A 23,396-nucleotide genomic window follows, 5' to 3' on the forward strand; every position below is an offset into this window, starting at 1 on the left:
CGGGAGCGCACCTTGTGCGCGAGCTCTTTCGCCACGGGAGGATCCAGCGCGCGCAGGGTGCGCTTCTACCGGTCGGGCAGGGCCGGCTCGGGCCGGTGGCGGTTGATGACGTGGGCAAGCGTATCGATGTTGTCCACCAGGCGATCGCTGATGCGGCCCAGCAGGTCGACACTGGCAGCGTCCGCGCCCGCAGTGCGGCGAACCAGCGCGCGTTGCGCGGCACGCAGGTCGGGCAGCCCGGTGAGCGGTGCCTGCTGGCGCAACGCGTCGGAGATGGCATGCAGTGCGCGGATGCATTCCCCGATAAAGTCGGCCAGCCCGGTCGACGGCGGCAACCTGGCGAGGTCGCCCAGCATCGCTTCCAGCGTCATCGCGGTGCGCGCCAGCCGGTTGCCGTTGGCGAGCAGCTGGCGTGCCAGCGCCAGCAACGCAGGAGGCGTCGCCGGCTCACTGCGCATGCGCTCGATCGACGCCTGCGCATTGATCCGGGCCGTGCGTGCGGCGGAGCGAATTTCGCCGCGCACCACGCCGCCGCATCTGGCCAGGTGGCCCAGGTAATCAGCATAGGCGTCGAGCATGCTGGCCAGGGCCTCGCGCGCGCGACTGCGCTCCCAGGTCGGCCACGCCACGTAGGCGAACAGGGCGATGCCGCAGCCCAGCGCGGTGTCGATCACGCGGTCGAGCACCGCGGCATCGGGCGCCACGCCCTCGAACGAAAGCAGGATCACCACGGTGCCGGTCAGTGCGGCCACCGCGATGCCGTAATGCGCGCCGGCCAGGTAGCGGAACGCCATGCACAGCACGGCCATCAGGGCGAGATGCGCCCATGGCTGGTCGGGCGTGATGGACAGCAACATCGTGGTAAGCACCAGACCGAGCACGGTGCCGAGCACGCGCAACAGGCCGAAGTTGAAGGTGGCGGCGAAATCCGCGCGCAGCACGATCGCCGCCGTCATCGGCACCCAGTAGCCGTGCGGGAGATCCAGCCAGCGCGACAGCGCCAGCGTTGCGGTGAGGCACACTGCCATGCGTACGGCGTGGCGGAACGCCACCGAGCGCGGCGTGAGGCTGGCGCGCAGGGTGGCCCGGATCGCCGTGCTGCGCAGGGTCGCCGGCAGGCGCGTTTCCGCTGCGCTGGCGCGCAGCTCGCCGCGGCTGCCGGCCCAGTCGGCGTTGCGCACGGCTGCCGCAAGCTGACCGATCAGCGCATCCCGATGCGGCGCCAACCCGTCACCCTCGTCGTGCCGCGCGCGCAAGGCCTGCAGCAGCGTGTCGGCGCGTGCGGGCGAATCGCCGTGCTCCAGCGCGTCGGCAATCGCCGCGAGCACCTCGGCCGCGCCATCCCGGAAGCCGGCCTGCAAGGCAGGGCCGGCATGCAGCTCGGCGATGGCGGTGAGTTCCAGGCGGATTCGCTCGGCCAGTTCCAGCAACACGCCAAAGGCTTCCATCGCGCGCCCGTGGGCGCGGTGGCGCCCCAGCAGGGTCTGCTGAAGGGTGGTCATCGCCTCGGTCAGCGCCGGCACGTCTGTCGCGTCGTGGCGGGTTTCGCGCGCCAGCGCCGCCAGCCCTCGGTACACCTCGACGAGGGCGTGGCGCTCGGGCCAGTAGCGTTGCAGCGGCCATGCCGCCAGCGAGAACGCGGCCAGCAGCAGGCCGCCGGCGAAGATCAGCGCTGCGCCGCCCAGTGCGCCGGGCAGCGGCTGCGGGGTGGCGGCGGTGATCACCAGCAGGATCATGCTGGTCATGCCGGCGCGTGCCGTGTCCGGGCCGAACACCACCAGCAGGCCGCCGAAGAAACCGAGCGCCGCCGTAATCGCCAGCAGTGGCAGCAACTGGTCGCCGAGCAGGAAACCCGCCAGCGAGGCCAGGCCCGCGGCCAGCGCGTTCAGCAGCAACTGCCGCAGGCGCTGGCGATACGGCCCGGGCTGGTCGGAGAACATCGCATTCAACGCGCCGCTGGCCACCGCCAGGCCGATCGTCTGGTGGCCCGTCGCCATGCCGGCAGCCAGCGGCAGCACCACGGCAGCGGTGTTGCGCACGACCACCCGCCACGGCACGTTCGGCCGCTTGACCTGGGTCAGGCTTTCGATCGCGTGGGCGCGCAGCGAATAGCTGTTGGAAGACATGGAGAGGGCGCCGCGGGGAGCGGAAAACGAGTATCGCAAAAAGCCGTGCTGCCCGTGCCCGCGAATCGCCGGGGTAGGGCGGACACTGTCCGCCGGCTCTTCGTCCCGCCGCGCACGGTGGCGGGAGCGGCGGGCGGTGCCCGCCCTACGGTTTGAGGTTGCTCAAGCCCGGCCGGCGAACTCGCCGGTGAGCGTGTTAACCCACACCTTTTCGTCGACGCTGATGTACTCGGGCACCTGCACTTCGATGCCGGTGTTGAGCTTGGCAGGCTTGTTGCGCTTGGTGGCGCTGGAGCCTTTCATTTCCGGCGCGGTATCGACCACGGTCAGCACCACGCTGGTCGGTACCTGCAGGCCGACCGGGGCGTCGTCGATCAACTGCACGTAATAGCCTTCCAGATCCTCGACGATGTAGCCGGCGTTGTCGCCGACCAGTTCCGGCGAAAGCAGGTACTGGGTGTAGTCCTCCGCGTCCATGAACACGAACGCGTCGCCGTCCATGTAGGAGAAGTTCGCCGCGCGGCGGACCAGGTCCATTTCCTTCAGGTCGTCGTCGGCGCGCAGGCTGAGGTCGTACTTGCGCGCACCGGGAATCGAATACATGGTGAAGCGGAAGGTGACGTTGCCGCCCCGCGCGGTGGGCGCGCTGCGCTCGATGTCGCGCACCTGGTAGACGGTGCCGTCGTGCTCGACCACGTTGCCTTTCTTGACGTCGGAAGCTTTCATGGGTTTGGGGCCGGGAATAGGGAATGGGGAATAGGGAATGGCAAGAGCGGTACTGGGCGACAGTGGGGCAGGGTGGCGGGAACCGGCTTTTCCTATTCCCTATTCTCCATTCCCTATTCCCTGGCGGCTACTTCGCCGCCAGCCGCACCGCCCCGTCCAGCCGGATCGTCTCGCCGTTGATGTAGCGATTGCCCAGGATGAAAGCGACGGTGCTGGCGTATTCGTCCGGCCGTCCCAGCCGCGAGGGGAAGGGGATCGAGGCGGACAGCGATTGCTGCACGGCCTCGGGCATGCCGTCGACCATCGGGGTCCAGAAGATGCCCGGCGCGATGGTGGCCACACGAATGCCGAAACGCGCCAGCTCGCGCGCCATCGGCAGGGTCATGCCGACCACGCCGCCCTTCGATGCCGAATAGGCGGCCTGGCCGATCTGGCCTTCGTAGGCGGCGACGCTGGCGGTGTTGATGATCACGCCGCGCTCGCCGTCCTCGCCGGCTTGGTTGTTCTGCATCAGCGCCGCGCCGGCCTTGGCCACGTTGAAGCTGCCGACCAGGTTCACCATCACGGTGCCGGAGAAGTTGGCCAACGGCATCGGGCCTTCCTTGCCCAGCACGCGGCCCGCGCCGAGGATGCCGGCGCAGTTGATGACCACGTTGAGTCCGCCCAGCGCGTGATGTGCAGCGGCCACGTTGGTGGCCACGCCCTCTTCGGAGGTGACGTCGGTGCGGAAGAAGCGGGCGGCGTCGCCCAGTTCCCTCGCGGCGGCCTGGCCCTTCTCGTCGTTGACGTCGAACAGTGCGACGCGGCCGCCGTGGGCGACGAAATGCTGCGCCACCGCGTGGCCGAGACCGGAGGCGCCGCCGGTGATGATGGCCTTGACCTGATCGAGCTGCATGGGTGATCCCCCGAAACGGATGCGGAAAGCCGCCAATGGTAGCCGAGCCGCCGCGTATGCTGCAGGCTGAACGCAAAACACGCCCGGCTGGCCGATTCATGCCCGGTTGGGGGTGTCGGCACCAGCGTGTCGTCTGACCGCACAGCATCGTCAGGCGGTTGTCGGTACGATGCACGCGGTTCCTGGCCCACCAAGTGGAGATCCATCATGAAAAAGTTGCTTGCTCTGTCTGTTGCATGCGGCACGATGCTGATGCTGGCCGGCAGCCCCGTATTGGCGCAGGAACACGGTCGGGGCCACGACCGCGATCGCCACGGGCAGAACGACCGTGACCGCAGCTACGACCATGATGGCGACCGTTACGTGCGCTACGATCGCGACAACGACCAGGGGCGTGGCCACGGTCGCGGCCATGGCCGCTACAAGAACTGGCACGACCGCGGTCGCCACGAGGGCTGGTACAAGCGCGGCGGCTACCTGCCGGTGGAATACCGCAGCACCCGCTACGTGGTATACGACTGGCGCGACGCCCGCCTGCGGGAACCGCCGCGTGGCTACCACTGGGTGCGCAGCGACAACGGCGACTTCCTGCTGGTGGCGATCGCTACCGGCGTGATCGTCGACCTGCTGCTCAACCAGTAAGCCGGCTTGACCGTGAAGGCGTGCCCGCATCCGCGGGCACGCTTTTTTTCAGGCAAACCGGTGCAGATATGCGGGAGCGCAAGGCGGGCAGTGCCCGCTCTACGCGTTCGGGTGGTCTTCCAGCAACTCTTGCAGCGTGGCCTGTGGCAACTGCGGGAAAGGGGTGACGGGCGCGGGCGGATTCGCCGCCGCCTGCAGCTCCTTCTGCCATACGCCCACGTCCCACCACCGGCCGAGCTTGTAACCGCACTGTCGCCACACGCCGGTCGACGTGAAGCCCATCGCCTCGTGCATCGCCACGCTGGCCACCCCGGGCAGGGTGATCACGCCGACGGCCTGGGTGATGCCCTGCAGCCGCATCACGTCCAGCAGCACGCCATACATCTGGCGCGCGATGCCGCGGCGCTGTGCGTCGGCGCGCACGTAGATCGAGGTTTCGGCGATCCAGTCATAGGCGGCGCGTTCGCGGAAGCGGCCGGCGTAGGCGTAGGCCAGCACCTCGCCGGCTTCTTCCCACACCAGCCACGGGTAGTGTTCGAGGCGCGCGCGCAGGCGTTCGCGCATGGCTTCCACGCCGGGCAGTCCGGTTTCGAAGGTGGCCACGCCGTCGCTGACCGATGGTGCGTAGATCGTGTGAATGGCGGCGGCGTCTTCGTCGCGGGCAGTGCGAATGGGTGTCATGGGCTCACAGCTCGCGGATGAAGAAGCGGTCGCAGCTGAAATGCCCGGTGCCGCCCATCGGCGCGCACAACGCGGTGAAGCCGCTGCGCTTGTACAGCGCCTGCGCCGCGTCCATGCCGGTCAGCGTTTCCAGGTAGCAGCGCCGGAAGCCGTGCCCGCGGGCCGCGTCGAGGCAGCGTTGCATCATCGCCGAGCCGGCACCGATGCCGCGCGCGGCGGGCAGGAAATACATCTTGCGCAACTCGCACACGTCCGGCTCCGCGTTTTGCAAGGGCGCGACGCCGCCACCGCCGATCACCGTGCCGTCGCGCTCGAGCACGAAATAGCTGCTGCGCGGTTGTGCGTAGGACTCGTACATCGTGTCGACTTCGGCGTCATGGATCGCGAAGCCGGGGCCGTCGGCGCCGAACTCGGGCATCACGGCGCGGATGATCGCGGCCATCGCCGCGTTGTCGCCCGGTGCGATCGGGCGGATCAGGAAGTTTTCGCTCATGGGGTGTGGTCGGGAGTGAGATAGGGGAGGCCGGCCTTCATCACGAAGACCGGATGCTGGAGTGCGTCGATCTGTGTGCTCGGATCGCCGCTGAACGCGGCGAGGTCGGCCGCCAGGCCGGGTGCGATGCGGCCCAGGCGCTGCGACTGGCGCAGGATTCTTGCCGCCACGTCGGTGGCCGCGTGCAATGCCTGCGCGGGCGTCATGCCGCCGGCCACCATTGCTGCCGGCTCGCGCCAGTTCTCGCCGTGCGCGAACACGCCGACGTCGCTGCCGTTGCCGATCGTGACGCCCAGTTTCAGCGCGGTGCGGAAGGCGTGGTCGGCTTCGCGCATGCGCTCGGTCGGTTCGCTCTTGCCGGGCACGTAATGCTGGAAATATTCCGCGGTGGACTCGACCGCGGTGAGCGTGGGCTCGTAGGCGATGCCGTGCTGCTTCATCAGCCTGAAAGTGGCCTCGCTGGCGCCGTAGCCGTGTTCCACGCTGTCCACGCCGGCCTCCACCGCCATGCGCACGCCGGCGTCGCTGGCGGCGTGCACGGCCACCGGGCGACCGATCTGGTGCGCGGTGTCGACCAGCGCCTTCAGTTCGGCGGCGGTGAAGGTTGGCGCGGTAGCGCCGTCCGGACCGACCCGGTAGTCGCCGTAGATCTTGATCCAGTCGGCACCGCGCGCGGCCTGTTCGCGTACCGCGGCCATCGCTGCATCGACGCCGCTGACTTCCTGCGCGCCGCCGGGCAGGGTGATGTCCGGACGGAAGCCGCGCGGGCCGGGGCCGTAACTGGCGGTGGCGACGATCGCGCGGGTGGCCACGAACAGGCGCGGGCCGGGGATCAGGCCTTCGTCGATGGCGCGCTTGACCGACACGTCGGCGTAGCGGGCACCTTCGGTGCCCAGGTCGCGCAGCGTGGTGAAACCGGCAAGCAAGGTGTCGCGCGCATGCTTCGCCGCCAGCAGCGTGCGGTAATCCTGCGGCTCGGTCAGCACCTGGTCGTTCCACAGCGTCTCGTTGTACGGGTGCAGGAACAGGTGCGAGTGCAGGTCGATCAGGCCCGGCGTGAGCGTGGCGCCGGGCAAGGTGACGCGGCGTGCGTCCGCAGGCGCGTCGATCGAGCCGGCCGGGCCGACCGCCGAGATCATGCCGTCGCGCACCAGCACGGCCCAGCCTGCGTGTGCGACGTCACCGTCGGCGGTCCACACGCGATCGGGCAGCAGCAACCAATCACCCTTCGGCGTGGCGGCGCTGGCGGACAGGCTGCAGAGCAGGATCAGCAGTGTCGCTGCCGCCCGCCACCAGGTCATCAGGCTCGTGCGCATCGCTTCGTCTCGTCAACCGAAAGCCGATGATAGTGATCGCCGTCGGGATTTCGCGAGTGGCTCAGGCCGCGGCGGTGCGTGCCCGGGTGACCCGGCTGGCGGTTTCCTTGTGCAGTTGCGCGGCCAGCCAGGCGCCGGTGGTGACCAGCAGGTCGAGGTCGATGCCGGTTTCCATGCCCATGCCGTGCAGCATGTAGACCACGTCTTCGCTGGCCACGTTGCCGGTGGCGCCCTTCGCGTACGGGCAGCCGCCGGTGCCCGAGACCGCGCTGTCGATCACGCGCACGCCTTCCTCCAGGCAGGCCAGGATGTTCGCCAGGGCCTGGCCATAGGTATCGTGGAAGTGCACGGCCAGCGCGGCGATTGGCACTTCCTGCGCCACCGCGTGCAGCATCGCGCGCGCCTTCGCCGGCGTGCCGACGCCGATGGTGTCGCCCAGCGAGATTTCGTGGCAGCCCAGCTCGTGCATCCGGCGCGCCACGCGTACCACATCGCTGACCGGCACCTCGCCCTGGTATGGACAGCCGAGCACGGTGGAGACGTAGCCGCGCACTTTCACCCCTTCGGCCCGGGCCTGCTCCATCACCGGGATGAAGCGTTCGATGGATTCATCGATCGAGGCGTTGATGTTCTTGCGGTTGAACGCCTCCGAGGCGGCGGTGAACACCGCGACCTCGCGCGCGCCGACTTCGCGCGCACGCTGGTAGCCCTGCAGGTTCGGCACCAGCACCGGGTAGCTGACGCCAGGCAGCTTGCGGATACGTGCGAACACCTCGGCGGCGTCGGCCAGCTGTGGCACCCATTTCGGGCTGACGAAGCTGGTGGCCTCGATGGTCTTCAGGCCGGTGGCGGAGAGCCGGTCGATCAGCGCGATCTTCACCGCGGCCGGCAGCAGGGTCTTCTCGTTCTGCAGGCCATCGCGGGCGCCGACTTCGACGATGTGTACGTGGTTGGACGGGGACATCAGATGCTCCGGTAATGGCGTGTAGAAGCGCACCCTGTGCGCGAAGCTTTTGCGTGATGTGAAGAAGAGCATCGCGCACAGGGTGCGCTCCTACAAATGCGGTCCGGTAGGGCGGGCACTGCCCGCCGGCTCTTGTGCGTGATAGGCGGGCGGCGGGCAGTGCCCGCCCTACAAGGGTCGGGTGATTTATTCGGCGAAGCGGACCAGCACGGCGTCGGCTTCGACAAACTCGCCTTGCGTGGCATTGATGCTTTCGATGGTGCCGGCGCGGGGTGCCTTCAAGGCCAGTTCCATCTTCATCGCTTCCATCACCAGCAGTTCCTGGCCCTGCTCGACTGCGTCGCCGGCTTGCGCCTTCACCAGCACGATGCGGCCGGGCATCGGCGCGATCACCTGGTTGCCGCCGGCAGTGTCCTTGGCTTCCCACGCGAACGCGGCCGCGCGACCGAGGCTGTAGCGCTGGCCGTGGGCGTCGTGCAGCAGCACGTGCGCGGCGTCGACGTGCAACGGCACGCGGCGCGCTTCGCCATCGAAGCGGGCGCCGAGGTTGTCGTCCGACAGGCGCGCGCCTTGCACCTCGCAGTTCGTTTCGGCGCGGCGCAATTGATAATTGCCGGCGTGCCCGCGCGCCTCGATCTCGAAGCGCTGGTCGCGCCAGGCCAGCGCCACGATGCGCTTGCCGGCGTGGCCGACGCGCCAGGCGTCGGCGCGGGCCCAGGGCGAATGCGGGTCGGTCGCGTTGCCGGCCACGTGCGATTCGTCGTGCAGCAGCACGGCGGTCGCGGCGGCAAACAGCGCACCCTCGGCCGGAGCCGCGTCGCCGACCAGGAATTCGTCCAGGTGGCGATCCAGGTAACCGGTGTCGATGCGTGCCTCGACCACGGCCGGATGGCGCACCAGTCGTTCGAGAAAGGCGATGTTGGATTTCGGGCCGATGATCTCGCATGCCGCGAGTGCCTCGCGCATGCGCTGCAGCGCCTTCGGGCGATCCCCGTCCCACACGATCAGCTTGGCGATCATCGGGTCGTAGAAGATCGTCACCGTGTCGCCTTCGACCACGCCACCGTCGAGGCGCACATGTTGCGAGGGAGTCGGCAAGCGCAGCGACTGCAGCGTGCCGGAGCCGGGCAGGAAGTTCTGGTCGGGGTCTTCGGCGTACAGGCGTACCTCGATCGCGTGGCCGTGCGAGACCACGTCCTGCTGGGCCAGCGGCAGCGGTTCGCCATCGGCGATGCGCAGCTGCCATTCCACCAGGTCCACGCCGTGGGTCAGCTCGGTGACCGGATGCTCGACCTGCAGGCGGGTGTTCATTTCCATGAAGTGGAAGTCGCCCGCGGGACCGACGATGAACTCCACCGTGCCGGCGCCCACGTAGTTCACGGCGCGCGCGGCGGCCACGGCGGCGGCGCCCATGGCGGCACGCTTTTCCGGGGTGAGGAAGGGCGAGGGGGTTTCCTCCAGCACCTTCTGGTAACGGCGCTGCGCGGAGCACTCGCGCTCGCCCAGGTGGATGATGTTGCCGTGGCGGTCGCCGAAGATCTGGAATTCAATGTGGCGCGGGTGCTCCACGTAGCGTTCCAGCAGCATCGAAGCGTCGCCGAAGGCGGCCTGCGCCACGCGCTGCGCGGTGGCCAGCGCCTCGGGGAACTCGGCGTCCGAGCGCACGATCTGCATGCCCTTGCCGCCGCCACCGGCCGAGGGCTTGATGATCAGCGGATAGCCGATGGCATGCGCCTGTTCGGCGAGGCAGGCGTTGTCCTGCTCGTCGCCGTCGTAGCCGGGCACCAGCGGCACGGCGTGCTTGGCCATCAGCTGCTTGGCGGCGGCCTTGGAGCCCATCGCCTCGATGCTCTCCGGATCGGGGCCGATGAACACGATGCCGGCGTCCTTGCAGGCGCGCGAAAAGGCCGTGTTCTCGGAGAGGAAGCCGTAGCCGGGATGGATCGCCTGCGCGCCGCTCTTTTTCGCAGCGTCGAGGATGGCGTCGATGCGCAGATAGGACTCGGCCGGCAGCGGGCCGCCAATCGGCAAGGCCTCGTCGGCCTGCCGCACGTGCTGTGCGTCGCGGTCGGCTTCCGAGTACACCGCGATGGTGCGGATACCGAGGCGACGGCAGGTGCGGATCACGCGGCAGGCGATTTCGCCGCGGTTGGCGATCAGTACACGTTCGAACATGCGATTTCCCTGGCCAGACGGTCGGTGCAAAGCCTTCAAAAGTTAGCAGATGCGCGATGTTTCTCCGCTGCGCGGCGCAGCAAAGGCGTTATTCGCCTTCCCAGTAATCGCGCGCATCCGCGAGGCGTCCGAGGTGGCGGAAGCGGCCCGGCGTGCCGTCGGCGAAGGCGCCGAACTTGGCCGAGTCGGGGTATTCACATACTTCGGCCGGCGACTGCGTGCTGATCGCGAGATAGCGCATCTCCGCCGCGCCGGTGTTGATGATCTGGTGCGCGGTTTCCGGACCGCCGGTGGGGCAGGCGATGATGTCGCCGGCGCGGACCGGGTGGCGCTCGGCGCCATAGCGCAACTCGCCGCTGCCTTCGAGGATGATGAACATCTCCTCTTCGGCGCGGTGACTGTGGAACGGGCAGGCGCGCTTGCCCGGCGCCACCACGGTGAGGTTGCAGCCCAGCTGGCGCGCGCCGATACGGCTGGCGACCTCACCCCAGCGCAGGTCGTAGCGTTCGGCGGTGGCGCCTTGTGGCAGGCCGGCGGGGATCGGCGTGTCGGCGGCGGATTGCACCACCACGTCGGCAAGGTTGAGGATCGGTCTGGTCATGCTCGTGGCTCCGTGGTCAACCGGTGACCCATGACGGCGCGCGCTTGTCGAGGAACGCGCCCAGGCCGTGCTGGCCTTCCGGCGAGACGCGCAGGCGGGCGATCAGCTCGGCGTTTTGGGTGTCGATGCGCTCGGCCGTGGCCGGATCGGCACCGGCAATGCGCAGCGCCAGCTGCTTGGCTTCGCGCTGGGCCAGCGGACCGGCCTTGGCGAGGAAATGCAGCTGGCGCTCGATCGCCTCATCCAGTTCCGCGCCCGCCACCACGGCGTGCAGCAGGCCGATGCGCTGCGCCTCCGCGGCGTCGAACACCTCGCCGCTGACGAACCACCGGCGCGCCTCGCGCAGGCCGATTGCCGCGACCACGTAGGGCGAGATCACCGCCGGCACCAGGCCCAACTTCACCTCCGACAGGGCGAACTTGGCGCCGTCCACGCCGATCGCGATGTCGCAGCAGGCGACCAGGCCCACGCCGCCGCCATAGGCCGCGCCGTTGACGCGCGCGATGGTCGGCTTGGAGAGGAATTGCAGGTTGCGCATCAGCCGCGCCAGGCGCAGCGAGTCCTCACGATTCTCCTGCTCGTTGGCGGCGGCCATGCCGCGCATCCAGTGGAGGTCCGCGCCGGCGGAAAACGTGCTGCCGCTGCCGCTGAGCACGACGCAGCGGACCGCCGGATCGGCGTCGGCCCGGGCCAGCGCCTCGGTGAGCGCGGCGATCAGGTTGTCGTCGAACGCGTTGTGTACCTGAGGCCGGTTCAGGGTGAGCCAGGCCACGGCGCCGCGGCGCTCGTTGAGGATGGAGTCGGTCATCGGTCGTCCCGGCAAATAACCCGATGATAAACGCAGCGCGCCGCGACCACCGGCGTGATGCAGGCGCAGGGGCAAAGGAATACAATGCGAACCATTCTTGTTTGGATTCCGCCCGTGCGTCTGTCCGAATTGCCCAAGGGTGCCCTTGCCGTGGTCGAACGCGTGCTCGATGTGCATGCGGCCGATCCGATCGCCCAGCGCCTGCGCGACCTCGGCTTTGTCGACGGCGAACCGGTGCGGGTGGTGGCGGTCGGCCCGATGGGCGGCGACCCGGTGCTGATCCAGATCGGCTTCACGCGCTTTGCGCTGCGGCTTGCCGAGGCGGCGCGGGTCAGCGTGCGCACTGGGGTGGCTGCGTGAGCGCATCGACCCTGCGCATTGCCCTGGTCGGCAATCCGAATTGCGGCAAGACGGCGCTGTTCAACCTGCTTACCGGCGGGCGCCAGAAAGTGGCCAATTACGCCGGCGTCACGGTGGAACGCAAGGAAGGGCGGTTCATGGCGCCGTCCGGCCGACTGCTGCAGATCCTCGACCTGCCGGGCACCTACAGCCTGGAGGCGAACAGCCCGGACGAGCAGATCACCCGCGACATCTGCGCCGGCACCTATCCGGGCGAGGCGGTGCCCGACCTGATCGTCTGCGTGGCCGATGCCACCAACCTGCGCCTGCACCTTCGTTTCGTGCTGGAGGTCCAGCGCCTCGGCCGGCCGGTGGTGCTGGCGCTGAACATGATGGACACGGCGCGCTCGCGCGGCATCGTCATCGACGTGTCGGAACTGCAGCGCCGGCTGGGCCTGCCGGTGGTGGAAACCGTGGCAGTGAAGCGCGGCGGCGCGCAGGCGCTGATCGAACAGGTCGACGGCGAAGTTCCCGCCGCCGCACCGCGGCGAGCCAGCGATGCCGCCAGCCGCGCCGACCTGCATGCCCAGGTACGCGAACTGCTGGCGGCCACGGTGACGATGCCGCGCGTCACCGCCGAGATCGACGACGCACTGGACCGCTGGACCCTGCACCCGGTGTTCGGTCTGGCGATCCTGGCGGTGGTGATGTTCCTGGTGTTCCAGGCGGTGTATTCGCTGGGCAAGCCGATGACCGACGCGATCGGCGACGGCTTCGGCTGGCTGGGCGGGCATGTCGCCGCGTGGATGCCGGCCGGGCCGCTGCAAAGCCTGGTCAACGACGGGCTGTTCGGTGGCCTGGGCACGGTGCTTGGCTTCCTGCCGGAAATCCTGGTGCTGTTCCTTTTCATCATCGTGCTGGAGGAATCGGGCTACCTGCCGCGCGCGGCGTTCCTGCTGGATCGGCTGATGCTGTCGGTGGGGCTGACCGGGCGCTCGTTCATCCCGCTGCTGTCGAGCTTCGCCTGCGCCATCCCCGGCATCATGGGCACGCGCAGCATCACCGACCCGCGCGACCGGCTCGCCACCATCCTGATCGCGCCATTGATGACGTGCTCGGCGCGGCTGCCGGTGTACGCGCTGCTGATCGGCGCGTTCATCCCGACCCATTACGTGTTCGGCGTGTTCAACCTGCAGGGCATCGTGCTGTTCGCGCTGTACCTGGCGGGCATCCTCGGCGCGATGCTGGTGGGCTGGGTGATGAAGCACATCCGCCGCGACAAGAGCGAGCATGCGCTGATGATGGAGCTGCCGTCGTATCGCGTGCCCAAGCTGCGCGACGTGGCGATCGGTCTTTACGAGCGCGGCATGATCTTCCTCCGGCGGCTGACGGGCGTGATCCTGGGCCTGACCGTGCTGATGTGGTTCCTCTCCACCTTCCCCGGCGCGCCCGAGGGCGCGACGCTGCCGGCGATCGACTACAGCTTCGCCGGCTACATCGGGCGCGGCCTGCAGTACGTGTTTGCGCCGATCGGCTTCAACTGGGAGATCAGCCTGGCGCTGATCCCGGCGTTTGCCGCACGCGAGACCGCGGTGGCGGCGCTGGCCACGGTCTACCTGGTGGGCGGCGAATCCGGCGGGCTCGGCCAGGCGCTGGCCGGGCAGATCCCGCTGGCCAGCGCGCTGTCGCTGCTGGTGTGGTTCGCCTATGCGCCGCAGTGCATGTCCACGCTGGCGATCATCAAGCGCGAGACCGACTCCTGGCGCAACGTGGCGATCTCGTTCGGCTACATGTTCGTGATGGCCTACACCGCGTCGTTCATCGTCTACCAGGTGACGAGGGCGCTGACGTGAGGAGCCGCCCATGAGTGCCGGCCTGTTGCTGCAGTACGTGGTGATCGCGCTGGCCGTGCTGGCCAGCGTGTGGATCGTGCTGCGCAAGCTGGCCCGGAAAACAACCAACCGCTGGCTGGCCGCCGGCTCCATCCATTTCAACCAGCCCGGCCGCGGCGCCCTGGCGCGGGCGTTGGGCCGGCGCCTGCAGCCGATCGAAGCCACCGGCGACTGCAGCGACGGCTGCAGCACCTGCGGCGCCTGCGGCCCGAAACCGCCGGCCGCCGCACACCCCGGTGAGTCCATGCCGCTCGAATTCCGCCCGCGGCAGTAGGGCGGGCAATGCCCGCCGGCTCTTGTGGCGTGTGGGCGAAGCGGCGGGCGGTGCCCGCCCTACGTGCAGACACGAAAAAGCCGGCTTGCGCCGGCTGTTTCATGCAACCCGAATCGCGTGGCCGGCTTACGCCAGTTCGCGGATCTTCGCGTTGAGGCGGCTCTTGTGGCGGGCGGCCTTGTTCTTGTGGATCAGGCCGCGGGCGGCGTAGCGATCCATCACCGGCTGGGCGACGGTGAATGCGGCAATGGCACCGGCCTTGTCCTTGGCCTCGATGGCCTTGACGACCTTCTTCAGGGCGGTGCGGACCATGGAACGTGCGCTGATGTTGCGCAGGCGGCGCTGTTCGGACTGGCGCGCGCGCTTCTTCGCGGACTTGATGTTGGCCAAGGTAGAACTCCGGGATGCAGTGTGTTGGGTGGAAAAAGACGCCAATTATGCGGTCGATTCATCGACGCGTCAATCACTTGGCCGGCTTTATCCGCAGCCGGCGTGGCGCGCGGCTGCGGGGGTGCCGGCATTTTGCCATAACCGGGCCGTGATCCTGCCGGCGCGGGCTGTCAAACTGTGCGCCCCGTGCGAACGACGCCGAAGGTAGAACTGCCGCCCATGAAGTCTCCCAGCATGCTCCGCGGGCTGCTCTCCTTCAGCAGCATGACGATGATTTCGCGGGTGCTCGGCCTGGTGCGCGACATGTCGATCAACGCCGCGTTCGGCGCCAACGGCGCCACCGACGCGTTCTGGGTGGCGTTCCGCATCCCCAACTTCATGCGCCGGCTGTTTGCCGAGGGCTCGTTCTCCACCGCCTTCGTGCCGGTATTCACCGAAGTGAAGGAGAAGGGCACGCATGCGCAGCTGAGGGAGCTGATGGCGCGGGTGTCGGGCACGCTGGGCGGGGTGCTGCTGCTGATCACGGCGCTGGGCATCATCTTCGCGCCGCAGGTGACTGTGCTGTTCTCGCCCGGCGCGATCGACGAGCCGCGCAAGTTCGAGCTGACCGTCGAGCTGTTGCGGCTGACTTTCCCGTTCCTGCTGTTTGTGTCGCTGACCGCGCTCTCCGGCGGGGCGCTGAACAGTTTCCACCGCTTCGGGCTGCCGGCGCTGACGCCGGTAATCCTCAACCTGTGCATGATCGCCGGCGCGCTGTGGCTGTCGAAGAAGCTGCAGACGCCGATCCTGGCGATGGGCTGGGCGATCCTGGCCGCGGGCATCCTGCAGTTGCTGTTCCAGTTGCCGGCGCTGCGGCAGCTCAACCTGCTGACCCTGCCACGCTGGGGCTGGCGCCACCCGGAAGTGCGGAAGATCATGCGGCTGATGGTGCCGACCCTGTTCGGCTCCTCCGTGGCGCAGATCAACCTGCTGTTCGACACGGTGATCGCCTCGCTGCTGGTGGTCGGCTCGCAGAGCTGGCTGTCGCAGGCGGATCGTTTCCTGGAACTGCCGCTGGGCGTGTTCGGCGTGGCGCTGGGCACGGTGATCCTGCCGTCACTGGCGCGCCATCACGTCACCACCGACACCGCCGGCTTCTCGCGGGCGCTGGACTGGGGGCTGCGGATCACCCTGCTGATCGCGGTGCCGGCGATGTTCGCGCTGATGCTGCTTGCCGGGCCGCTGGTGGCCACGCTGTTCCAGCATGGCCACTGGACCGCGCACGACACGCACATGGCGACCTTGTCGATCACCGCGCTGAGCTTCGGCCTGCCCGCTTTCGCGCTGGTGAAGGTGCTGCTGCCGGCGTTCTATGCGCGCCAGGACACGCGCACGCCGGTGCGCGCGGCGGTGGCTTCGCTGCTGACCAACATGCTGTTGAACGTGGTCTTCCTGGCGCTGCTGTTCGAACTGTGGGCGCCGGCCGGCTTGAAGCAGCTGTCGTGGCTGGATGGCATCGCCCGCGTGCCCGGCCTGCACATGGCGCTGGGCTTGGCCAGCGCAGTAGCCGCCTACGTCAACCTGTGGCTGCTGTGGCACTGGCTGAAAAGGGCGGGCGTGTACCAGCGCCAGCCGGGCTGGTCGCGCCACTTGCTGCGGCTGGCCGCGGCCTGCGCGGTGATGGTGGCGGTGCTGTTGCTTGGCCGCTGGCTGTGGCCGGACTGGGTCCACGGGGTGCCGGTGCTGACCCGGCTGTGGCATCTGGCCGTACTGGTGCTGGCCGGCGGGGCCAGTTATGTCGCCGTCCTGTTTGCCGGCGGCTTCCGCCTGCGCGATCTGCGCGCGGCGTGAGGCCGCGACACCGACCGTTCTATATACTCGCGCGATGATGAGACTCTCCAGGGATGTCGCCGGCCCTTGCCTGGCGCCCGGTGGCAGTGTGGTCGCGGTGGGTGCGTTCGACGGCTTGCATCGCGGCCACCAGGCGCTGCTGGCGCAGGTGGCCGCGCGCGCGCGCGAGCTGGATGGCAGCCCGCTGGTAGTGAGCTTCGAGCCGCTGCCGCGCGCGTTCTTCTCGCCGCGGCCGGTGCCGCGGATTTCCAGCGTGCGCGACAAGTTGCGCGGCTTCGCCGCTGCCGGCATGCAGCAGGCCCTGCTGCTGCGCTTCAACCGGGCGCTCACCGCGATGTCGGCCGAGGATTTCGTCCGCCGCGTGCTGGTCGAGCGGCTGGCTGCGCGCGAGGTCTGGGTGGGCGCGGATTTCCGCTTCGGCCACAAGCGCGCCGGCGACGTGGCGCTGCTGCAGGCGATGGGCCCCCAATGCGGCTTTCTCGCCTGCACGATGCCGGAAGTGCAGTGGCACGATGCGCGGGTGTCGGCCAGTCGCGTGCGCGAATTGCTCGCGGCGGGCGAGTTCGCCGCGGCCGAGCCGCTGCTTGGCCGCCCTTTCGTGATCGACGGCAAGGTGCAGCGCGGCAACCAGCTCGGCCGCACCCTGGGTTATCCCACCGCCAACATCCATCTGCGCGATCGGGTCAGCCCGGTGCTGGGCATCTTCGCGGTGCGCGTGGGCCTGGGCGAGGGCGAATGCAGCTGGCCCGGCGTGGCCAGCCTGGGCGTGCGCCCTACCGTGAACCAGGTCAGCGAGCCGCTGCTGGAAGTCCACCTGTTCGATTTCGAGGGCGACCTGTATGGCCAGCGCATGGCGGTGGAGTTCGTCGGCAAGCTGCGCGACGAGCAGAAGTTCGACGGACTGGAACCGCTCAAGGCGCAGATGGCGCTCGACGCGCGCCGGGCGCGCGAGCTGCTGGGCATGAATCCGCGGCTGGTCGGGGCGTGAGCGTGTTCCCGAGTATTCCTGTGCGCCCGCGCATCCATTAACTTAGAAGCCTTTGCCCGCCCATGGGCGGGCCGCAACACCTTCAACGGCACCTACGCGATGACCCACGATTACAAGAGCACCATCAACCTGCCGCATACGGATTTCCCGATGCGCGGCGATTTGCCGAAACGCGAGCCGGGCTGGCTGGCGCAGTGGGAGCAGGTGGGCCGCTATGCGCAGATCCAGCAGAAGACTGCCCATCGCGAGCGCGCGTTCGTGCTGCACGACGGCCCGCCGTATGCCAACGGTGCGATCCACATCGGCCATGCGGTCAACAAGATCCTCAAGGACATGGTGGTCAAGTCCAAGCTGCTGGCCGGTTACCGCGCGCCGTACGTGCCGGGCTGGGATTGCCACGGCCTGCCGATCGAGATCGCGGTGGAGAAGAAGTTCGGCAAGCCGGGCGACAAGCTCGACGCCGCCGCGTTCCGGCAGAAGTGCCGCGAGTACGCCACCGAGCAGGTCGACACGCAGCGCGCCGGCTTCAAGCGGCTTGGCGTGCTCGGCGACTGGGAGCACCCCTATCGCACCATGGATTTCAAGTACGAGGCCGACATGCTGCGCGCGCTGGCGCGCATCGTGGCCAACGGCCACGTGCTGCGCGGCGCCAAGCCGGTGTACTGGTGCTTCGATTGCGCCTCCGCGCTGGCTGAGGCGGAGATCGAATACGGCGACAAGGTTTCGCCTGCGGTCGACGTGGCCTACGACGCGGTCGATGCGAAGGCGCTCGCCGCGAAATTCGGCGTCGACGCAGGCGATGCCATCGTCGCCATCCCGATCTGGACCACCACGCCGTGGACGCTGCCGGAAAGCCAGGCGGTGTCGCTGGGCGCGGATCTCGAATATGCGTTGATCGAAGGGCCGGCGCGCGACGGCCGCCGCGTGCTGCTGGCGGTCGCCAGCGCGCTGGTCGACAACGTGGCGCAACGCTACGGCATGGAGCAGGCGACCGTGCTCGGCCATGCCGAAGGCAAGGCGCTGGAACGACAGATGCTGCGCCATCCGTTCTACCCGCGCGAAGTGCCGGTGATCCTCGGCGACCACGTCAGTGCCGAGGACGGCACCGGCGCGGTGCATACCTCGCCCGATCACGGCGTGGAGGATTTCGTGGTGGCGCGCGAGTACGGCATCGGCCTGCTCAACTATGTCGGTTCGCGCGGCGCGTATCACGCCGACACGCCGGCCGCCGACGGCGTCGAGCTGGCCAACATGCACATCTGGAAGGCCAACGACGCCATCATCGACGTGCTGCGCCGACGCGGCGTGCTGCTGGCCTTCGCCAGGATCGAGCACAGCTACCCGAACTGCTGGCGGCACAAGACGCCGGTGATCTACCGCACCACGCCGCAGTGGTTCATCTCGATGGAGCAGGCGAACCTGCGCAAGACCGCGCTGGCCTCGATCAAGGACGTGCGCTGGGTGCCGGGCTGGGGCGAGGAGCGCATCGCCGGCATGGTGGCCGGCCGGCCGGACTGGTGCATCTCGCGCCAGCGCACCTGGGGCGTGCCGATCGCGCTGTTCGTGCACAAGGTCACCCAGGAGCCGCACCCCGATTCCGTCGCGCTGCTCGAACAGGTGGCCAGGATCGTGGAGCAGGGCGGTGTCGATGCGTGGTTCGCGCTCGATCCGGCCACGCTGCTGGGCGATCAGGCGAACGACTACGAGAAGGTCACCGACGTGCTCGACGTGTGGTTCGATTCCGGCGTCACGCATTTCGCCGTGATCGGCCAGCGACCGGAACTGCAGCGCGGCAGCGCGGACGAGTACAAGGTGATGTATCTGGAAGGCTCCGACCAGCACCGCGGCTGGTTCCAGTCCTCACTGCTGACCTCGTCGGCGATCCACGGCCGCGCGCCGTATGACGAGGTGCTCACCCACGGCTTCACGGTGGACGCCAACGGCCGCAAGATGTCCAAGTCGCTGGGCAACGTGGTGGCGCCGCAGAAGGTGATGGATACGCTGGGCGCCGACGTGCTGCGCCTGTGGGTGGCCTCCGCCGACTACCGCAACGAGATGTCGGTTTCCGACGAGATCCTCAAGCGCGTCTCCGACAGCTACCGGCGCATCCGCAACACCGCGCGCTTCCTGCTCGGCAATCTGGACGGCTTCGATCCGGCGCAGCATCTGCTGAAGGTGGAAGACAGCCTGCTGCTCGACCAGTGGGCCGTGCAGCAGGCGTTCGACGTGCAGCAGGCCGTGGTGGCGGCCTACGAGCGTTACGACTTCCCGGAGGTGGTGGCGCGCGTCCAGAACTTCTGCACCAACGAGCTGGGCGCGCTGTACCTGGACATCACCAAGGACCGGCTCTACACCATGCCGACCGACAGCCGCGGCCGGCGCAGCGCGCAGAGCGCGATGTACCGCATCGCCGAGGCAATGGTGCGCTGGCTGGCGCCGATCCTGGGCTTCACCGCCGAGGAAATCTGGCAGCAGTTGCCGGGCGAGCGGGGCGACAGCGTGCTGTTCGAAACCTGGTACGACGGACTGGCGGCGACCCAGGCCTCGCCGGAGCAGCGCCGCTACTGGACCGACCTGCTGGCGATCCGCGACGGCGCCTCGCGCGTGCTCGAGGGCATGCGCAAGGCCGAGCGGATCGGCGCGGCGCTGGAGGCGAAGCTGGTCGTGCATGCCGACGCTGCGCTGGCGGCACGCTACGCCGAGGTGGCCGACGAGCTGCGCTTCTTCTTCATCACCTCGGACTTCACCCTGGCCCCGCTGGCGCCGCGCACGGACGAGGCGATGAAGGTGGAAGTGGAAGGCGCCGAAGCATGGGTTTCCGCCACCGTCAGCAATGCCGCCAAATGCGTGCGCTGCTGGCACCGCCGCGACGACGTCGGCAGCCACGCCGAGCATCCCGAGCTGTGCGGCCGCTGCGTCAGCAACGTCGAAGGGCCCGGCGAGGATCGTCGCTGGTTCTGAACCACGTTTTGTGGATTGCAGGAGCGGCGGGCGGTGCCCGCCCTACGACGGAGCGGTAGGGCGGGCACCGCCCGCCGGCTCTTCCCGCGCCGAACGCCGAAACTTCTCATTGCCGAGCCTGTTCCATGAATCCCAAACCCAACGCACTCCCCTGGCTGTGGCTGTCCGTCACCGTCATCGCGCTCGACCAGTTGAGCAAGTGGTGGGCGATCCGCGCCCTGCAGCCGATGGGCCTGCCGCATGAAGTGATCCCGGGCTTCCTGAACTGGACGCTGGCGTTCAACACCGGTGCCGCGTTCAGCTTCCTTGCCGATGGCGCGGGCTGGCAGCGCTGGTTCTTCGTGGTGTTGGCGGTGGCGATCAGCGCGGTGCTGGTGGCCTGGCTGGGGCGCACGCCGCGGCGCGACTGGCGCACCGCCTTGCCGCTGGCCTTCATCATCGGCGGCGCGCTGGGCAACCTAGTCGATCGTCTGCATGCGGCCCAGGTCACCGACTTCATCCACGTGTACTTCCGCCAGTGGAACTACCCGGTGTTCAACCTCGCCGACTGCGCCATCACCGTGGGTGCGGTCATGCTGGTCGTATTCGGATTGTTTGCCGGCAAGCCCGCGGACAGCGTGTGATAATAGGCTTTCGGTAGGAGCCTGCTTGCGGGCGATGCCTTTTCCCGCGACGCCAGGAACAAAAGCATCGCCCGCAAGCGGGCTCCTACGGGACTCTGAATCGAGGTCGTCTTGGACATCCTGCTCGCCAACCCCCGCGGCTTCTGTGCCGGCGTGGATCGCGCCATCGCCATCGTCGAACGCGCACTGGAATCCTACGGCGCGCCGATCTACGTGCGGCACGAAGTGGTGCACAACCGTTACGTGGTCGACAAGCTGCGCGCCGACGGTGCGGTGTTCGTGGAGGAGCTGCACGAGGTGCCCGACGGCGCCACCGTGATCTTCAGCGCGCATGGCGTGTCGCAGGCGGTGCGCGAGGAGGCTGCACAGCGGCAGCTGAAGGTGTTCGACGCCACCTGTCCGCTGGTGACCAAGGTGCACATGGAGGTGGCGCGACTGGGCCGGATCGGCCGCAGCGTGGTGCTGATCGGCCACGCCGGCCACCCGGAGGTCGAGGGCACGATGGGGCAGTGGAACCCGGCCAACCCCGGGCAGATCCTGCTGGTGGAGTCGCTGGAGGATGTCGCCACGCTGGTGCCGAAATTCCCGCACGCGCTGTCCTACGTCACCCAGACCACACTGTCGGTGGACGACACCAAGGCGATCATCGAGGCCCTGCGCGCGAAATTCCCGAGCATCGAGGGGCCGCGCAAGGACGACATCTGCTACGCCACGCAGAACCGCCAGGACGCCGTGCGCAGGCTCGCCGACTCGGTGGACCTGATGCTGGTGGTCGGCTCGGTCAACAGCTCCAACTCCAACCGCCTGCGCGAGCTGGCCGCGAAACAGGGTGTGCCCTCCTACCTGATCGACGGCGCCGAACACATCGAGCGCCACTGGCTCGATGGCGTGCAACGCATCGGCCTGACCGCCGGCGCCTCCGCGCCGGAGAAACTGGTGCGCGACGTGATCGCCCGCCTGCAGTCGTGGGGCGCGGGCGCGGTGCGCGAACTGGACGGTGAGCCGGAGAGCATCACCTTCGCCCTGCCCAAGGAGCTGCGCGTGGTCGGCACCAGCGGTTCGGCCAGCTTCTGACGCCGTCACCGCAGGACATCCGGTTGTCGCGATGAGTGCCGGCGAACCAATGCGAGTGGGAGCGCACCCTGTGCGCTCCTACAAAAACAAGGCAAGGGCGTAGGGCGGGCACTGCCCGCCGCTTCGCCGCGAACACGCAAGGGTCGGCGGGCAGTGCCCGCCCTACGCGGTTGCGCGGCAACCGCGGGCACCGTAAAATCCACGGCTCTTTGCCGGAATAGCTCAGTTGGTAGAGCGGCGCATTCGTAATGCGTAGGTCGTAGGTTCGATTCCTATTTCCGGCACCAGACACGGCACACGCAAGCGGCTCGATCTCCGGATCGGGCCGCTTGCTTTTGCGGCCGTGAAACCCGGCGCAGGCACGGTCGCGGATGTCCGTCCGTGGGGCGGCGCCGGGCCCCTCGACGGTCAACTCTCGACCAGCGACCACGCCACCGTGCTCCCCGCGCGCATCGGCACGCAGGTGGCGTCGCCCAGAGCGAGCTCGGTCGGTACGGTCCAGGGCTTGCGTTCCAGCAGCAGGCGCTCCTGGTTGCGCGGGAGGCGATAGAAATCCGGGCCGTGGAAGCTGGCGAAGGCTTCCAGTCGGTCGAGTTTGCCGGCCTGGTCGAACGCTTCGGCGTACAGCTCGATCGCGGCGTGCGCGCTGTACACGCCGGCGCAGCCGCAGGCTGATTCCTTGGCGTGGCGCGGGTGCGGCGCGCTGTCGGTGCCGAGGAAGAATCGTGGATTGCCGCTGGTCGCCGCCTTCACCAGGGCGGCGCGGTGGACCTCGCGTTTCAGGATCGGCAGGCAATAGTGGTGCGGGTTGAGGCCGCCGGCGAACAGCGCGTTGCGGTTGAGCAGCAGGTGGTGCGCGGTGATCGTGGCCGCCAGGTTGGCCGGGGCGGCGGCGACGTACTCGGCCGCGTCGCGCGTGGTGATGTGTTCCAGCACCATGCGCAGGGCAGGGAAGCGTGCGCGCAGCGGCATCAGGTGGCGTTCGATGAACACGCGCTCGCGGTCGAAGATGTCGATCGCGGGGTCGGTCACCTCGCCATGCAGCAGCAGCGGCAGGTCGTGGCGCTGCATCGCTTCCAGCACGCTGTTGACGTGCTCCAGATCGCGCACGCCATCCTGTGAATTGGTGGTCGCGCCGGCAGGGTAGTACTTCACCGCGAACACGCTGCCGCTCGCCTTTGCCCGCTCGATCTCCTGCACCGGCGTGGCCTCGGTGAGGTACAGCGTCATCAGTGGCTGGAAGTGGGCGCCGGGCGGCAGGCTGGCGAGGATGCGGCGGCGGTAGTCCTCCGCCTGCGCTACGTTGGTCACCGGCGGCTTGAGGTTGGGCATCACGATGGCGCGGCCGAACCGGCGCGCGGTGTGGCCGACCACCGAGGCCAGCGTGGCGCCGTCGCGCAGATGCACGTGCCAGTCGTCGGGACGGCAGATGTCGAGGCGGTCGGCGGTCATCGGCGGGGTTCCGTGGCGCGGCGTGCGGGCGGAGTGGCGGGGCGGGTGTGGCGAAGAGGCATGCGGATTGTCCAGAAGGTTTGCGGCAGTGAGTTGGACCGCTGGCCATTATCGCCCGCCAGCGCATTGAAGCCTCCCCCTTTGGT

At 68.6% G+C, this 23,396-nt stretch carries 21 protein-coding genes and 1 tRNA gene; 10 read left to right on the forward strand and 12 right to left on the reverse strand.

The features are described from left to right. Positions 1–65: 65 nt before the first annotated feature. The 3 genes from ACVCMI_RS07760 to ACVCMI_RS07770 all read right to left on the reverse strand — a co-directional run bounded on the left by ACVCMI_RS07760 (position 66) and on the right by ACVCMI_RS07770 (position 3,747). On the reverse strand, positions 66–2,126 hold the full coding sequence (locus tag ACVCMI_RS07760) for an FUSC family protein (protein ID WP_447099254.1): 2,061 nt from the start codon (positions 2,124–2,126) through the stop codon (positions 66–68). Between the two features lie 162 nt (positions 2,127–2,288). Beyond that, complete coding sequence (efpL, locus tag ACVCMI_RS07765; protein WP_395117471.1) at positions 2,289–2,852, reverse strand: elongation factor P-like protein EfpL; 564 nt, start codon at positions 2,850–2,852, stop codon at positions 2,289–2,291. Between the two features lie 127 nt (positions 2,853–2,979). After that, a complete protein-coding gene (locus ACVCMI_RS07770; RefSeq protein WP_447099253.1) occupies positions 2,980–3,747 on the reverse strand; it encodes an SDR family NAD(P)-dependent oxidoreductase in 768 nt (255 codons plus the stop codon). 207 nt (positions 3,748–3,954) lie between these two features. Here ACVCMI_RS07770 and ACVCMI_RS07775 point away from each other — a divergent pair, with 207 nt between their 5' ends. Beyond that, positions 3,955–4,389, forward strand: coding sequence for an RcnB family protein (locus ACVCMI_RS07775; RefSeq protein ID WP_395117475.1), 435 nt, complete (start codon positions 3,955–3,957; stop codon positions 4,387–4,389). A gap of 99 nt (positions 4,390–4,488) precedes the next feature. On the opposite strand, the gene ACVCMI_RS07780 is transcribed toward ACVCMI_RS07775, so the two are convergent. The 7 genes from ACVCMI_RS07780 to ACVCMI_RS07810 form a co-directional block, all read right to left on the reverse strand. Continuing rightward, the gene (locus ACVCMI_RS07780) at positions 4,489–5,070 is read right to left on the reverse strand and encodes an N-acetyltransferase family protein (RefSeq protein ID WP_447099252.1); all 582 of its coding nucleotides are present in this window, start codon (positions 5,068–5,070) and stop codon (positions 4,489–4,491) included. A 4-nt stretch (positions 5,071–5,074) separates the two neighbouring features. After that, positions 5,075–5,563, reverse strand: a complete 489-nt coding sequence (locus ACVCMI_RS07785; protein ID WP_447099251.1) for a GNAT family N-acetyltransferase — start codon at positions 5,561–5,563, stop codon at positions 5,075–5,077. Further along, positions 5,560–6,879 (reverse strand): amidohydrolase family protein, encoded by a 1,320-nt coding sequence (locus tag ACVCMI_RS07790; protein ID WP_447099250.1) that lies wholly within the window; start codon positions 6,877–6,879, stop codon positions 5,560–5,562. Before ACVCMI_RS07790 ends, ACVCMI_RS07785 begins: the two co-directional genes overlap by 4 nt. 61 nt (positions 6,880–6,940) lie before the next feature. Continuing rightward, positions 6,941–7,843, reverse strand: coding sequence for a hydroxymethylglutaryl-CoA lyase (locus ACVCMI_RS07795; protein ID WP_447099249.1), 903 nt, complete (start codon positions 7,841–7,843; stop codon positions 6,941–6,943). Between the two features lie 186 nt (positions 7,844–8,029). Continuing rightward, positions 8,030–10,018 carry an acetyl/propionyl/methylcrotonyl-CoA carboxylase subunit alpha gene (locus ACVCMI_RS07800; protein ID WP_447099248.1) on the reverse strand — a complete coding sequence of 663 codons (1,989 nt, stop codon included), beginning with the start codon at positions 10,016–10,018 and terminating at the stop codon, positions 8,030–8,032. Positions 10,019–10,106: 88 nt separating this feature from the next. Continuing rightward, positions 10,107–10,619, reverse strand: a complete 513-nt coding sequence (locus tag ACVCMI_RS07805) for a cupin domain-containing protein (protein WP_447099247.1) — start codon at positions 10,617–10,619, stop codon at positions 10,107–10,109. Positions 10,620–10,635: 16 nt separating this feature from the next. Beyond that, entirely contained in the window at positions 10,636–11,427 is a 792-nt protein-coding gene (locus ACVCMI_RS07810) for an enoyl-CoA hydratase-related protein (RefSeq protein ID WP_447099246.1), read from the reverse strand. A 114-nt stretch (positions 11,428–11,541) separates the two neighbouring features. On the opposite strand from ACVCMI_RS07810, the gene ACVCMI_RS07815 reads away from it, so the two are divergent. From ACVCMI_RS07815 to ACVCMI_RS07825, 3 genes are read left to right on the forward strand one after another with little or no spacing between them, the layout of a single operon-like run. Then, the gene (locus ACVCMI_RS07815; RefSeq protein WP_395117501.1) at positions 11,542–11,787 is read left to right on the forward strand and encodes a FeoA family protein; all 246 of its coding nucleotides are present in this window, start codon (positions 11,542–11,544) and stop codon (positions 11,785–11,787) included. Beyond that, positions 11,784–13,619, forward strand: coding sequence for a ferrous iron transporter B (feoB, locus tag ACVCMI_RS07820; protein ID WP_447099245.1), 1,836 nt, complete (start codon positions 11,784–11,786; stop codon positions 13,617–13,619). The genes ACVCMI_RS07815 and feoB overlap by 4 nt, the downstream gene beginning before the upstream one ends. A gap of 10 nt (positions 13,620–13,629) precedes the next feature. Continuing rightward, on the forward strand, positions 13,630–13,932 hold the full coding sequence (locus tag ACVCMI_RS07825; RefSeq protein WP_447099244.1) for a DUF6587 family protein: 303 nt from the start codon (positions 13,630–13,632) through the stop codon (positions 13,930–13,932). A 126-nt stretch (positions 13,933–14,058) separates the two neighbouring features. On the opposite strand, the gene rpsT is transcribed toward ACVCMI_RS07825, so the two are convergent. Beyond that, a complete protein-coding gene (gene rpsT, locus ACVCMI_RS07830; protein WP_072760571.1) occupies positions 14,059–14,322 on the reverse strand; it encodes a 30S ribosomal protein S20 in 264 nt (87 codons plus the stop codon). 219 nt (positions 14,323–14,541) lie between these two features. On the opposite strand from rpsT, the gene murJ reads away from it, so the two are divergent. From murJ to ACVCMI_RS07860, 6 genes are all read left to right on the forward strand, one after another. After that, the gene (murJ, locus tag ACVCMI_RS07835; RefSeq protein ID WP_447099243.1) at positions 14,542–16,152 is read left to right on the forward strand and encodes a murein biosynthesis integral membrane protein MurJ; all 1,611 of its coding nucleotides are present in this window, start codon (positions 14,542–14,544) and stop codon (positions 16,150–16,152) included. 34 nt (positions 16,153–16,186) lie between these two features. Then, positions 16,187–17,140, forward strand: coding sequence for a bifunctional riboflavin kinase/FAD synthetase (locus ACVCMI_RS07840; RefSeq protein ID WP_447099242.1), 954 nt, complete (start codon positions 16,187–16,189; stop codon positions 17,138–17,140). Between the two features lie 99 nt (positions 17,141–17,239). Continuing rightward, positions 17,240–20,101 carry an isoleucine--tRNA ligase gene (gene ileS / locus ACVCMI_RS07845; protein ID WP_447099241.1) on the forward strand — a complete coding sequence of 954 codons (2,862 nt, stop codon included), beginning with the start codon at positions 17,240–17,242 and terminating at the stop codon, positions 20,099–20,101. 125 nt (positions 20,102–20,226) lie between these two features. After that, positions 20,227–20,724, forward strand: coding sequence for a signal peptidase II (gene lspA, locus ACVCMI_RS07850; RefSeq protein ID WP_447099240.1), 498 nt, complete (start codon positions 20,227–20,229; stop codon positions 20,722–20,724). A 111-nt stretch (positions 20,725–20,835) separates the two neighbouring features. After that, on the forward strand, positions 20,836–21,798 hold the full coding sequence (ispH, locus tag ACVCMI_RS07855) for a 4-hydroxy-3-methylbut-2-enyl diphosphate reductase (protein WP_395117515.1): 963 nt from the start codon (positions 20,836–20,838) through the stop codon (positions 21,796–21,798). Positions 21,799–22,009: 211 nt separating this feature from the next. Next, positions 22,010–22,085: transfer RNA gene (locus ACVCMI_RS07860), tRNA-Thr, on the forward strand. A gap of 121 nt (positions 22,086–22,206) precedes the next feature. Here the strand turns inward: ACVCMI_RS07860 and pyrC are convergent. Then, positions 22,207–23,250 (reverse strand): dihydroorotase, encoded by a 1,044-nt coding sequence (gene pyrC / locus ACVCMI_RS07865; RefSeq protein ID WP_447099239.1) that lies wholly within the window; start codon positions 23,248–23,250, stop codon positions 22,207–22,209. Positions 23,251–23,396: the final 146 nt, after the last annotated feature.

Source organism: Rhodanobacter sp. UC4448_H15, from assembly GCF_052978265.1.